Annotated in this window: 4 protein-coding genes; 1 reads left to right on the plus strand and 3 read right to left on the minus strand. The window is 43.0% G+C overall.

Annotated elements, in window-relative coordinates:
- From QM419_RS08665 to QM419_RS08675, 3 genes are all read right to left on the minus strand, one after another.
- Positions 1-6,892 (minus strand): CshA/CshB family fibrillar adhesin-related protein (locus QM419_RS08665; RefSeq protein ID WP_414278507.1); only part of this gene is annotated, 6,892 nt, incomplete at its 3' end.
- A gap of 257 nt (positions 6,893-7,149) precedes the next feature.
- Positions 7,150-10,800 carry a DNA-directed RNA polymerase subunit beta' gene (rpoC, locus tag QM419_RS08670; RefSeq protein WP_414278508.1) on the minus strand — a complete coding sequence of 1,217 codons (3,651 nt, stop codon included), beginning with the start codon at positions 10,798-10,800 and terminating at the stop codon, positions 7,150-7,152.
- A gap of 32 nt (positions 10,801-10,832) precedes the next feature.
- Positions 10,833-14,435, minus strand: coding sequence for a DNA-directed RNA polymerase subunit beta (locus tag QM419_RS08675; RefSeq protein WP_414278509.1), 3,603 nt, complete (start codon positions 14,433-14,435; stop codon positions 10,833-10,835).
- Positions 14,436-14,968: 533 nt separating this feature from the next.
- On the opposite strand from QM419_RS08675, the gene QM419_RS08680 reads away from it, so the two are divergent.
- Positions 14,969-15,274 (plus strand): rhodanese-like domain-containing protein, encoded by a 306-nt coding sequence (locus QM419_RS08680; RefSeq protein WP_414278510.1) that lies wholly within the window; start codon positions 14,969-14,971, stop codon positions 15,272-15,274.
- Position 15,275 lies beyond the last annotated feature (1 nt).

Raw genomic sequence — 15,275 nt, forward strand, 5'->3', positions numbered from 1 at the left:
GAATTTCATTTCCGTCTTTATCCTTGTGACTAGTCTTCACTTTTTCGTAGACATGTTCTGTGTCGCCGTTTGGAAGTTTCTTAGTCTCTACGAAGCGGTATCCTGGAATGTCTTTCTTAGGATTTTCACCGTCTTCTGTTGGATATCCTGGAATTTCATTTCCGTCTTTATCCTTGTGACTAGTCTTCACTTTTTCGTAGACATGTTCTGTGTCGCCGTTTGGAAGTTTCTTAGTCTCTACGAAGCGGTATCCTGGAATGTCTTTCTTAGGATTTTCGCCGTCTTCTGTTGGATATCCTGGAATTGCTTTACCTTCTTTATCTACAAACGTAGTAACTGGTGTTACTGTTGGTGTGTATGTTGCAGAAGCTTTTGTTCCGTTCATATCTTCACGAACAACTGTAACAGATGGAGCTGTTCCTGTAAATTCAGGTTCTGGTTTGAAGGTTACTGTTCCGTCTGGTGCTACTGTGTAAGTACCAACACCTGGAATAGTCTTAGTTGTTGAACCATCTTCAAATGTTGCTGGAACATCATCATTCATTGGGACACGGCTATCGCCTTCCTTGAATGTTGGTTTACCAGACTGTTCTTTACCTTTTTGTCCAATAGTTGTAGCTGGTTCTGCTGTTGGTGTTACTGGTGTAACAGTTGGTGTGTACTTAGCTGTTACTGGTGTACCATTCTTATCTACACGTTTAACAGTCACGCCTGTTCCTGTTCCTGTGAATGATTTTTCTGGTACAAATGTAACTGTTCCGTCTGGTGCTACTGTGTATGTTCCTTCACCTGGGATAGTCTTAGTTGTTGAACCATCTTCAAATGTTGCTGGAACATCGTCATCCATTGGTACACTTGGATTACCTTCTGTAAACTTAGGTTTACCTGTTTGTGTCTTACCTTGGATATCTGTTGAAGTTGCTGGTTCTGCTGTTGGAACTACTGGAGTAATCTTAGGTGTGTAAGTTGTTTCTACTGCAGTACCGTTAGCATCTTTAGCTTGAACCTTAACTGGAACAACATCACCTGAGTATGACTTGTCAGTTGGTGTGAATGTTACAACACCTGTTGCTTTATCAACTGTGAAAGTACCGATTTCTTTACCTTCTGGTGATTTAGCAACTACTGATGTAGCTGGTTGACCATTTTCGTCAAGAAGAGTAATCGTATCCTTGTCGATTGGTGCAACTGGGTCACCTTCTGTGAATGTAACAGTACCAGTTTGAACCACACCTTGAGGTGCTACTGATTCAGCTGGAGTAGCTGTTGGTGTTACTGGTGTTACTGTTGGTGTGTACTTAGCTGTAACTGGTGTACCGTTCTTATCTACACGTTTAACAGTCACGCCTGTTCCTGTTCCTGTGAATGATTTTTCTGGTACGAATGTTACTGTTCCATCTGGTGCTACTGTGTATGTTCCTTCACCTGGGATTACCTTAGTTGTTGAACCGTCTTCAAATGTTGCTGGAACATCGTCATCCATTGGTACGTCTGAGTTACCTGGTGTGAATGTTGGTTTACCTGATTGTGTTTGACCTTGTTTATCAGTTGAAGTAGCATCTTCAGCTGTTGGTGTTACCGGAGTTACTGTTGGTGTGTACTTAGCTGTTACCGGTGTACCATTCTTATCTACACGTTTAACAGTTACGCCTGTTCCTGTTCCTGTGAATGATTTTTCTGGTACGAATGTAACTGTTCCGTCTGGTGCTACTGTGTATGTTCCTTCACCTGGGATAGTCTTAGTTGTTGAACCATCTTCAAATGTTGCTGGAACATCGTCATTCATTGGTACACTTGGATCACCTTCTGTAAAGGTTGGTTTTCCTGTTTGTGTCTTACCTTGGATATCTGTTGAAGTTGCTGGTTCTGCTGTTGGAACTACTGGAGTAATCTTAGGTGTGTATGTTGTTTCTACGGCAGTACCGTTAGCATCTTTAGCTTGAACCTTAACTGGAACAACATCACCTGAGTATGACTTGTCAGTTGGTGTGAATGTTACAACACCTGTTGCTTTATCAACTGTGAAAGTACCGATTTCTTTACCTTCTGGTGATTTAGCAACTACTGATGTAGCTGGTTGACCATTTTCGTCAAGAAGAGTAATCGTATCCTTGTCGATTGGTGCAACTGGGTCACCTTCTGTGAATGTAACAGTACCAGTTTGAACCACACCTTGAGGTGCTACTGATTCAGCTGGAGTAGCTGTTGGTGTTACTGGTGTTACTGTTGGTGTGTACTTAGCTGTTACTGGTGTACCGTTCTTATCTACACGTTTAACAGTTACGCCTGTTCCTGTTCCTGTGAATGATTTTTCTGGTACGAATGTAACTGTTCCGTCTGGTGCTACTGTGTATGTTCCTTCACCTGGGATAGTCTTAGTTGTTGAACCATCTTCGAAGGTTGCAGGTGTATCATCATCCATTGGCACGTCTGAGTTACCTGGTGTGAATGTTGGTTTACCTGATTGTGTTTGACCTTGTTTATCAGTTGAAGTAGCATCTTCAGCTGTTGGTGTTACCGGAGTTACTGTTGGTGTGTACTTAGCTGTTACCGGTGTACCATTCTTATCTACACGTTTAACAGTCACGCCTGTTCCTGTTCCTGTGAATGATTTTTCTGGTACAAATGTAACTGTTCCGTCTGGTGCTACTGTGTATGTTCCTTCACCTGGGATAGTCTTAGTTGTTGAACCATCTTCAAATGTTGCTGGAACATCGTCATCCATTGGTACACTTGGATCACCTTCTGTAAACTTAGGCTTACCTGTTTGTGTCTTACCTTGGATATCTGTTGTTTCTGCTGGTGTTGCAGTTGGTTTAACAGGAGTTACTGTTGGGGTGTATGTTGCAGAGGCTTTTGTTCCGTTCTTATCTTCGCGGACAACTGTTACAGCAGGAGCCTTACCAACGAATGATTTTTCTGGAACAAATGTTACTGTTCCATCTGGTGCTACTGTGTATGTACCAACACCTTCTACTGTCTTAGTTGTTGTTCCATCGTCAAATGTTGCTGGAACAGCTTCGTTGATTGGAACAGTTTTTTCTACTCCATCAACAGTCACAGTTCCACCCTTGAATTCAGGTTTACCTGTTTGTGTGGCACCTTGGATGTCTTTTGTTTCAGCTGGTGTTGCTGTTGGTGTTACTGGAACAATCTCAGGAGTGTAAGTTGTATCAACTTTGATTCCGTTTGAGCTTTCAGCTTGAACCTTAACAGGTGTTACTTTACCAGTGTAAGACTTATCAGTTGGTGTGAATGTTACAGTACCAGTTGCTGGGTCGATCGTGAATGTACCGATTGGTGTTGTTCCATCTTCAGCATAAGCTGTTGTAGTTGTAACTTCATTACCATCTTTATCCAAAAGTGTATAGCTGTTATCTTTAATAGTGATTTCTTTGTCTTCACCGTTAACAGAAACAGTTGTACCTGCAAATGTTGGTGTTCCTGTTTGTGTCGCACCTTGGATATCCTTAGATGTAGCTGGTTTCGCTGTTGGAGCAGCTGATTTCACAGTTGGTGTGTAGCTTGCTTCAGCAGTGATTGTTGAAGTTTCACCTTTAGCGTTTGTAATAGTTGCAGTTGCTTGAACCTTAACACCTCTAGCTGTTCCGACAAAGTCTGGTTCTGGAGTGAACGTTACTGCTCCTGTAGTAGGATCGATAGTGTAAGTTCCTTCTTCTGGAACAGTCACAGTAGTTTCATCAGTAGGTTGACCAGTTGCTGGGTCTACCAATTTCTTACTTGTGATTTTCGCAGTCTTGTCGTTGCTCAAGTCAAATGTAGGAGTTTGAGTTTGTGGAACGTTTTGGACGTCCTCAGAAACTTTATCAGTTGGTGTAATCGTAATTGGAGTTACAGTTGGAGTGTACTTAGCTGTAGCTGTCTTAATGTACTCCTCTTGAACCTTACCATCTTTGTTTCGACCAACTGGTGCTGACAATGTAACTTCAATGCCTTTAGCTGTTCCGACAAAACTTGGTTCTGGAGTGAAGGTTACTTCACCTGTTGAAGGGTTGATGGTGTAAGTTCCTTCTCCCGCTACTGTTACAGAAGTCGCATCAGTAACAAGACCGGTTGCTGGGTCAATCAACTTAGCAGGATATTCTGCGCTTGGAGTGACCGCAATCTTGTCACCGTTTGCGTTAGTAGCAGTTGTGTTAAAGGTTGGGGTTCCTTTTTGAGTTGCCCCTTGAACATCAGTCGATGTCTTGTCAACCCCTTCAATTTCAATTGGAGTGACTGTTGGAACGTATTGACCATCCATGGTATTCAACTGACCATTAATGTTTGGTTCTTTGTCTGAGAATTTTGTTGACCAGCCAGTATCATAGCCGTTGCTGTCTACACGACGGATAGAGATACCATCAGCAGTTCCAAGGAAGTTATCTTCTGGGATAAACTCCACATCTACGTCTTTACCATTAGCAGTAATCTTGTACTTCCCTTGACCTGGCACGACATAGTAACCGTCTGCGTCAAGAGTTGCACGATTGCCATCTTTGTCAACGATGTATGGTGCTACAGTTTCGTCGATGACAGCAACAGAGTTGCGTTCATACTTGCGCTCTCCACGTGCTGTAAAGGCTACTGTTGCTGTTTGTTTGGCACCTTGAGGACCACTTGTTTCCTTGAATTCCCCTTTAGGTGGGTGGGTGATTTGAGTCTTGAAGTCTTCTACTTCCCCTGAGAAGGCCATGCCAGTTGGGCTTTCGATCTCGTTCGCTTTCTTAGCGATACGAAGACGAGCACCTAGTTCGTTAACGCTAGGGTCGATATAAGTCTTGCTATTTGCGAAGGTCAACTCAACTGTACCATCTTGGGTCACTTTTGCAAGCTCAGAGCGCTCATCCTCATCAAAGGTACCGTTTTGGTTAAAGTCTACCCAACCGTAGATATAAGCTTCTGAAGCTCCATCTAAATGGGCTTGAACTGACATCTTGTAGTTACCTGGTTTGGTACGGTCCATCTTGATCATCTCATTGGTTGTCCCTTTGAGTTCATCTGGAAGCAATTGGTTAATGCCTTCATCAGCCGTAGTTGCCTTATCATCACCGAACCAGTCGAGAGTTGTATTCTCATCCATATCTGGGCTAACGTTACCAAGATACGGTTGATTTACTTTAGCTCCCGTAACACCATCTACAGTTGCAATAGTATGGACTGCCTTGCCATATGACTCAGGAGCATCTCCTTCATCAAGTGGGAAGAATCCTAGCATAGCAGACTGTTTACCGCTTGAAGCGATGTAAAGTCCCACTTCAGATGCCCCACGCGTCATCACGAGTGGAACTGTATTATTCCCTGCAGAAAGGTTTGGTCCAAACACACCAGTTCCTAGACCACCCGTAACTTGGTCAGGATTTCCAAAGTATTTCCATGCTACTGGTTTCTTTTCTGGTCCAACTTCAGTAGAATTACGAAGTTGATTTAGGTTTATATTATTGTATTTAGGTTTAGCTCCCAAAAGGTTCTCTGTATCTTGTGGAACATAAGGTACAGAGGTGGCTGGTCTATTAGTTTTTTTCCATTCTCCAATGTGCTGCCAACCCTCTCCGTTGGTAGTGAACATAACAAATTCACCAGGGTTAGCAGACTCACCATCCGCCATGACAATGGCAGGTTTTACTACTTTACCACGGAAGGTTGCAGAGATTTCAAACTGAACTCCAATATTTCCACCATTCAAAGCTGAACCCATTGTAGTCTGCTTAGATTTCGTATCAACGCCCTCATGTTTGATTTCAGTCCATTGATTTTGAGCACTAGCGACAACGTCGGCTTCCTCACCATCATTAAAAGCTTTTGCAGCGCCTTTTGAAGTAACACCCTTTACATAACCATTTTTTGCATTTGGATCATATGTTGCTTTTTCAGCTTCTGTAGCCCCTTGCTCTTCCATCCGTTTTTTATAGATTTCAGTCGCTTGGAAAGGCTTCATGGATTTGACTTTTACAGTGACTACATAGCCAGGCATGATTTCCTTGGTATAGGTAGCGCCAACTTGAAGAGCTAATTTTTCTTCTAAATCTTTCTCAGGAAATTGGTCATTTTTAGGAACAATGACTTTTTTTGCTCCTGTCCAGTTGGCTACATCACCAAAGTCCAACCATGTGATTTGGCTAGTCATAGATTTAGCATCAACATCTGTTGTAAAGCCAGGCTTTTCAACTTTTGGAGTTGAAGTTGCGTCTACAACATCTGCCCCTACTCCAGTAGTAGCTGCTGTATCTGCGCGGAAGGCCGTATTTTTGTCAATCTCTTTACCATTACGAGGGTCGTTTTTACCTGTATTCGCAATTGAGTTTGTACCTTCAGCTGGTTTTGTATTTTCTGCAGGTTTTCCAGTTGTTGCTTCTGTCTTATCAGTAGTAACTACTTTTTCTTCAGCTTCAACTTTTTCTTTATTCTTGAGTTTAGCATTGACAGTTGTTACAAGTGATTGATAAGCTGCATCTAGTTCAGCTTGACTTGTAGCAGAAGTAAGTGCATTTTTAGCATTAGCAAGAGCTACTTTAAGAATTTCAACGCTCTCGTCTGTCTTGTTGCTGTATTTATCATTTGCTAAGTTTGCTTCAATTTCAGCAACGTAAGCTGACAACGTTTCAGTCTTAAGCTCAGGTTTTACTTCAGTTGAAACTGCAGGGGCTGCTTCTGCTTGATAAGTTACTTCTTTAGCAGGGGCTGCTTCTGTAGTTACAGGAGCCTCTGCTTTGGCTGCTTCTGTTGTAGCTGAAACTCCATCAACTTGTTTTTCTTCTTTTACTTCATCAGCTCCAACACCTGTAGCCGTTCCGAGCATCACTAACGTTCCGAGTAAGACCGAGCAAACTCCTACATGAAGTTTACGAATCGAAAATCGACTAATTCGGTCGTTAAACAGATCATTTTTCATGATTTTACCTCCAATACCCTTTAGGGAGTGTATATATTGTTATATTTTATGCATTGTTTTTCAAAAACCCTAAACATGCAACGTCTTATTTTAGCACTATTATACTTAAAATCAAAGTATTATGCTCATCATTTTGAGAGATGAAATTAAGTTAACTTAATTTCAATTAATTATTATTTTTTCAGAAAAATTACATATAATTTTCAGGTCCTAAACATGCCAAAAGAGGGGTGAGTCCCTCTTTTAACTATATAAGATTATTCAACAGTTTCGCTAGTCCCTACTAGAGTATCAGCTTGTTCCTCTTCTTGCGAATCTACAAGGAGGGATTCTTCGTTTACTGCTTGTGGCTCAAGGTTACGGTAGCGAGCCATACCAGTACCAGCTGGGATGATCTTACCGATAATAACATTTTCCTTGAGACCAAGGAGATGGTCTTTCTTACCACGGATAGCCGCATCTGTAAGGACACGAGTTGTTTCCTGGAAGGAAGCAGCTGACAAGAAACTGTTTGTTTCAAGTGAGGCTTTAGTGATTCCCATAAGTACTGGACGACCAGTCGCTGGAACACCGCCTGCGATAAGAACATCTTTGTTGGCATCTGTAAAGTCGTTGATATCCATGAGAGTTCCCATGAGAAGGTCTGTATCCCCTGGATCCATGACACGGACTTTACGGATCATTTGACGAACCATTACCTCGATGTGTTTGTCTCCGATTTCTACCCCTTGGCTACGGTATACTTTTTGTACTTCACCAAGTAGGTAGGTTTCAACTGACAAGACATCACGTACAGCAAGGAGACGTTTTGGTTGGATTGAACCTTCTGTCAATGCTGCACCACGAGAGACTTGATCTCCAACTTCTACACGCATACGGGCTGTGAATGGTACCACGTATTCGCCTTCACCAGTTTCACCCTTAACGAAGACTTTCTTAGTACGAGTTGAAGCGTCTTCTTCGATAGCGGTAACTTCTCCTTTGACTTCTGTGATGACCGCTTCCCCTTTTGGATTGCGGGCTTCAAAGATTTCTTGGACACGAGGAAGACCTTGAGTGATATCGGTATTTGAGGCAACCCCACCCGTGTGGAAGGTACGCATTGTAAGCTGTGTACCAGGTTCCCCGATAGATTGGGCAGCAATTGTACCAACTGCTTCACCAACTTCAACCGCATCACCAGTCGCCAAGTTGATACCGTAACAGTGACGGCAGACACCATGACGAGTGTTACATGTAAATACTGAACGGATAGTTACTTCTTCGACACCAGCATTGACAATTTCACGTGCTTTGTCTTCTGTAATCAATTCATTTGGACCGATGATAACTGCACCAGTTTCTGGATGCTTAACAGTTTTCTTAGTGTAACGACCATTGAGACGTTCTTCAAGAGACTCAATCATCTCTTTACCTTCAGTGATAGAACGGATCAAGAGACCACGGTCAGTTCCACAGTCGTCCTCACGGATAATCACGTCTTGGGCAACGTCAACCAAACGACGAGTCAAGTAACCTGAGTCGGCTGTCTTAAGGGCCGTATCGGTCATACCTTTACGAGCACCGTGAGTTGAGAAGAACATTTCGAGTACTGACAAACCTTCGCGGAAGTTTGAAAGGATTGGCAATTCCATGATACGTCCGTTCGGAGCAGCCATCAGACCACGCATACCGGCAAGCTGTGAGAAGTTTGAGATGTTACCACGGGCTCCAGAGTCCATCATCATAACGATTGGGTTCTTAGGATCTTGGTTAGCAACCAAACGTTTCTCCAATTTTTCACGGGCAGCACGCCATTCAGCTGTAACAGCGTTATAGCGCTCGTCATCTGTGATCATACCACGACGGAATTGTTTCGTGATTTGTTCTACACGTTTATGTGATTCTTCGATGATTTCAGCCTTGTCTTCAACGACTGGAATATCGGCAATACCCACTGTCAAACCAGCAAGAGTTGAGTGGTGGTAACCAAGGTTCTTCATACGGTCAAGTAGGGCAGAAGTCTCTGTCGTACGGAAACGTTTGAAGATTTCAGCGATGATATTTCCAAGATTTTTCTTCTTAAATGGAGGGTTGAGTTCAAGTTTGCTAATAGCTTCCTTGATATTCCCACCTAGTGGCAAGAAGTACTTATCTGGAACACCTTCTGTCAAGTTCGCATTTGTTGGCTCTTGCAAGTATGGTAAACCTTCAGGCATGATATCGTTGAAGAGGATTTTACCAACAGTTGTAAGCAAGATTTTGTGTTTTTGCTCTTCTGTCCATGGCTTGTTGAGGCTGTCTGTTGCGATACCAACACGTGAGTGGAGGTGAACATAACCATTGCGGTAAGCCATGACAGCTTCGTCACGGTCTTTGAAGACCATGCCTTCACCTTCACGACCAGCTTCTTCCATGGTCAAGTAGTAGTTACCCAAAACCATGTCCTGAGATGGAGTAACAACTGGTTTACCATCTTTAGGGTTCAAGATGTGCTCAGCAGCAAGCATCAAGATACGAGCTTCTGCTTGGGCTTCTTCTGAAAGTGGTACGTGGATGGCCATTTGGTCACCGTCAAAGTCGGCATTGTAGGCTTCACAGACAAGTGGGTGCAAGCGAAGGGCTTTACCGTCAATCAAGACAGGTTCAAAGGCTTGGATACCCAAACGGTGAAGGGTAGGTGCGCGGTTCAAAAGTACTGGGTGTTCTTTGATAACTTCTTCGAGAATATCCCAGATACGTTCATCTCCACGTTCTACCAAGCGTTTAGCCGCTTTCACGTTTTGCACGATATCGCGCGCAACGATTTCACGCATCACGAATGGTTTAAAGAGCTCGATTGCCATTTCACGTGGCACACCACATTGGTACATCTTAAGAGTTGGACCAACGGCGATAACGGAACGGCCTGAGAAGTCAACACGTTTACCGAGCAAGTTTTGACGGAAGCGTCCTTGTTTACCTTTGAGCATGTGGCTCAATGATTTAAGCGGACGGCTACCTGGTCCTGTAATCGGACGACCACGACGACCATTGTCAATCAAAGCGTCAACCGCTTCTTGAAGCATACGCTTCTCATTTTGAACGATGATACCTGGTGCATTCAACTCAAGCAAACGAGCCAAACGGTTATTACGGTTGATAACACGGCGGTAAAGGTCGTTCAAGTCAGATGAGGCAAAACGGCCACCATCCAACTGCAACATTGGACGAAGATCTGGTGGAATAACTGGAAGGATGTTGAGAATCATCCATTCAGGCTTGTTGCCAGACTTGTGAAAAGCGTCTAAAACATCCAAACGACGGATAGCTTTGACACGTTTTTGTCCAGTAGCTGTTTTTAACTCTTCTTTGAGTTCAGCAATTTCTTTTTCAAGATCTACTTGTTTCAAGAGGTCTTGGATAGCTTCGGCACCCATTTTGGCAACGAATGAACCATGACCAAACTCACGCAAGCGTTCACGGTATTCACGCTCTGTCATGATAGACTTGTGCTCAAGTGGTGTATCTTTTGGATCAATCACCACGTAAGCAGCAAAGTAGATAACTTCCTCGAGGGCACGAGGACTCATATCAAGGGTCAAGCCCATACGGCTTGGAATCCCCTTGAAATACCAGATATGAGATACAGGAGCTTTCAACTCGATGTGTCCCATACGTTCACGACGAACTTTTGTACGCGTTACTTCAACACCACAACGGTCACAAACAATCCCTCTGTAACGAATGCGTTTGTATTTCCCACAAGCACATTCCCAATCTTTTGTAGGACCAAAGATCACTTCGTCAAAGAGTCCTTCACGTTCTGGTTTCAACGTACGGTAATTGATTGTTTCAGGTTTTTTGACTTCTCCATAAGACCATGAACGGACTTTACTTGGAGAAGCTAGTGTGATTTGCATACTTTTAAAACGATTTACATCAACCACTATTTCTTCCCTTTCTATTATAAGTGAACTGCTTATTCTTGTTCAGCAGCTTCTTCTGTTGCTTCCGCTTTTGCATTTTCTTCAGCTTCAAAGGCTGCTTTAGCCTCTTGAGCTGCTCTTTCGCGGGCTTTTTCAAGGTCATCTACGTGGATGACATCTTCGTCCATTCCTTCATCAAGGTCACGAAGTTCCACTTCTTGATCATCTTCGTCAAGGACACGCATGTCAAGACCAAGAGATTGCAATTCTTTTACAAGAACTCGGAATGATTCTGGAACACCTGGTTTTGGAATTGGTTTTCCTTTAGTAATAGCTTCATAAGCTTTCAAACGTCCGTTGATATCGTCAGACTTGTAAGTCAAGATTTCTTGAAGGACATTTGACGCACCATAGGCTTCAAGCGCCCAAACCTCCATCTCACCGAAACGTTGCCCACCAAACTGAGCTTTACCTCCGAGTGGTTGTTGGGTAACAGTTGAGTATGGTCCGACTGAACGAGCGTGCAATTTATCATCAACCATGTGGTGAAGTTTGATCATGTACATGACACCAACTGACACACGGTTATCAAATGGTTCTCCAGTACGTCCATCGTAAAGGATTGTCTTGGCATCGCTGTCCATACCTGCTTCTTTAACAGTGTCCCAAAGGTCTTCAGAACTTGCTCCGTCAAAGACTGGCGTTGCGATGTGGATGCCAAGAGTACGAGCCGCCATACCAAGGTGAAGTTCCATAACCTGACCGATATTCATACGTGATGGCACCCCAAGTGGGTTCAACATGATATCGACTGGAGTTCCGTCTGGAAGGTAAGGCATATCTTCTACAGGAACGATACGAGAGACAACCCCTTTGTTTCCGTGACGTCCGGCCATCTTATCTCCGACCTTGATCTTACGTTTTTGAGCAATGTAGACGCGAACTAGCATGTTAACACCCGATTGCAACTCATCACCATTTGCACGTGTAAAGATTTTAACATCACGAACGACACCATCGGCACCGTGTGGTACACGAAGGGAAGTATCACGAACTTCACGAGATTTGTCACCAAAGATAGCGTGCAAGAGACGTTCTTCAGCAGAAAGGTCTTTTTCACCCTTAGGTGTGACTTTACCTACAAGGATATCCCCTTCTTTAACCTCAGCACCGATACGGATGATACCCATTTCGTCAAGGTCTTTAAGGGCATCTTCACCAACGTTTGGAATTTCACGAGTGATTTCTTCAGGCCCAAGCTTTGTATCGCGAGTTTCTGATTCGTATTCTTCGAGGTGAACAGATGTGTAAACATCGTCTTTGACCAAGCGTTCGCTCATGATAACGGCATCCTCGAAGTTGTAACCTTCCCATGTCATGTAGGCAACGATTGGGTTTTGTCCAAGCGCCATTTCACCTTTCTCCATAGAAGGACCATCGGCGATAAAGTCTCCTTTTTCGATGACATCACCAACTCGAACAAGGGTACGTTGGTTATAAGCAGTACCTGAGTTTGAACGACGGAATTTTTGGATATGGTAAACATCAAGCGAACCATCTTCACGGCGAACTTCTACCTTGTCCGCATCCGCATAAGTAACCTTACCACCATGTTGCGCAATAACCGCAGCTCCTGAGTCATGGGCTGCTTGGTATTCCATACCAGTACCAACGAAAGGCGCTTTAGGATCGATCAAAGGCACAGCCTGACGTTGCATGTTGGCACCCATGAGGGCACGGTTGGAGTCATCGTTTTCCAAGAAAGGAATACATGCTGTCGCAACGGCAACTACCTGTTTCGGAGAAACGTCCATATAGTCAACGCTTGATGCTGGATATTCTTGGTTAACCCCTTGGTGACGTCCCATGACAACTTTTTCAGCAAAAGTGCCGTCTGCGTTCAATTTAGAGTTAGCCTGAGCTACTGTGTATTCATCTTCTTCATCGGCAGTCAACCAAACGATTTCATTGGTAACTTTACCAGTTGCACGGTCAACTTTACGGTATGGTGTTTGAATGAAACCATACTTGTTGAGGTGCCCGTATGAAGACAAGTTGTTGATCAAACCGATGTTTGGTCCTTCAGGTGTTTCGATTGGGCACATACGGCCATAGTGAGTGTAGTGCACGTCACGCACTTCATATCCAGCGCGGTCACGTGTCAAACCACCAGGTCCCAAGGCAGACAAACGACGTTTGTGTGACAACTCAGAAAGTGGGTTGTGTTGGTCCATGAACTGTGACAATTGTGAAGACCCAAAGAATTCTTTGATTGCCGCAGTCACTGGACGGATGTTAATGATTTGTTGAGGCGTTAATACTTCGTTATCTTGAACAGACATACGTTCACGAACGTTACGTTCCATACGTGAAAGTCCAAGACGTACTTGGTTAGCAAGCAATTCACCAACAGCACGGATACGACGGTTTCCGAGGTGGTCGATATCATCGACACGACCGATACCTTCAGCCAAGTTGAGGAAGTAGCTCATCTCAGCGAGGATATCTGCAGGAGTAATCGTGCGAACTTTATCCTCTGGATTTGCATTGCCGATGATTGTTACAACACGGTCTGAATCAGTTGGTGCCACAACCTTGAATTTTTGAAGAACAACTGGTTCTGTCAAAACAGCTGAGTCATTTGGAGTGTAGACAATCTTGTTCAAATCACCATCCAAGTGACTTTCGATACTTTCGATGACATCGCGAGTCATAACAGTACCTTTTTCAACCAAAATTTCACCAGTTTCAGGGTCCACCAATGGTTCAGCGATTGTTTGGTTGAGCAAACGAGTTTTAATATTTAATTTCTTGTTAATCTTGTAACGTCCAACGGCTGCCAAGTCATAACGACGTGGGTCAAAGAAACGAGCCACAAGTAAGGTACGTGAACTCTCAGCAGTTTTTGGTTCACCTGGACGAAGACGCTCATAAATTTCTTTCAAAGCTTCGTCTGTACGAGAGTCCATTGGGTTTTTATGGATATCTTTTTCAACAGTGTTACGAACCAATTCGCTGTCACCAAAGATATCAAAGATCTCATCATCACCTGAGAAACCAAGTGCACGAACCAAGGTAGTAAATGGAATTTTACGAGTACGGTCGATACGAGTGTAGGCGATGTCTTTTGAGTCACTTTCCAGTTCCAACCAAGCTCCACGGTTAGGGATAACAGTTGAACCGTAGCCCACTTTACCGTTTTTGTCTACCTTGTCATTAAAGTAAACACCTGGAGAACGCACCAACTGTGATACGATAATACGTTCACCACCGTTGATGATAAAAGTACCCATCTCAGTCATAATTGGGAAATCACCAAAGAAGACTTCTTGAGTTTTGATTTCGCCTGTTTCTTTGTTGATCAAGCGGAAAGTTACAAAGATTGGTGCTGAGTAACTTGCATCATGGATACGAGCTTCTTCAAGCGTGTATTTTGGTTCTTTGATTTCGTAGCCAACAAACTCTAACTCCATAGTGTCAGTAAAGTTTGAAATTGGCAATACATCTTCAAACACTTCCTTTAGACCATGGTCTAGGAAATCTTTGAATGAATCAGTTTGAATTTCAATCAAATTTGGTAAGTCAAGAACTTCTTTAATTCTTGAAAAACTACGACGGGTACGATGTTTCCCGTATTGAACGTCATGTCCTGCCAAGATGATTCTCCTTTGTAAATAAAGTTCCAAGCTTAGTCACCTAAGCTAATAATTATCGTTAAATGGTTCTAAAACCCCTATCAACTTATCCCCTTTGACTAATTTTCAGAATCTTTAAATCTCTGTTACAGATGCAGAAAATCCCGAAAAAAAGCACAAAAAGAGCAGTTAAATCCGACTTTTTTCAGGAGATTTAACTGCTGTGAGCCTTGTCCGGACAATATTTCAGACAAAACCTACGACAAATGATTACTCATATTATACCCGATTTTCTCTAATTTTTCAAGTCCTTTGAAGGATTTTTCTTGCTTTAGTATAGGTGGTCATCGTTTTCTGAAAAGGTAATTTTCTAGAAAACTAGTTGTTGAATAAATAGGACAGGTTCTATTCATTAACCTACCAACCAACTCTTTAGTTTGTAAGATAGCATCTTGTATACTGAAAAAGAAACAATACTAATCAATTTAACTTGCTTGACAAAAGATTGACTTCATGGTTTAATATACCCCATAAGGGTATATTTGGAGGTGCCTATGTTTCACTTATTTACAAAAATTGACAGTATTTCAACCAGCGAGTTAGAAGCTAAACTCAGAGAACCGATTCAGCTACTGGATGTTCGGACGCCTACGGAATTCCATAGAGGTCATATCAAAAATGCCAAGAATGTCCCTCTATCCGAAATCGGATCTTATGCACCAACGACAAAAGAAACACTCTATGTCATTTGTCATTCTGGTGTGCGCAGCAAACTAGCTGCGAAGAAGTTAAAGAAAAAAGGCTACCATGTCATCAATGTCCGAGGCGGTATGAGCGCTTGGACAGGTGAGGTCATCTAGA

Source organism: Streptococcus infantis (genome assembly GCF_047464715.1).
GTDB lineage: Bacteria > Bacillota > Bacilli > Lactobacillales > Streptococcaceae > Streptococcus > Streptococcus infantis_S.

Bases quoted from the DNA above. Each gene is read 5' to 3' on its own strand.
- QM419_RS08680 (WP_414278510.1), top strand. From the start codon at position 14,969: ATGTTTCACTTATTTACAAAAATTGACAGTATTTCAACCAGCGAGTTA.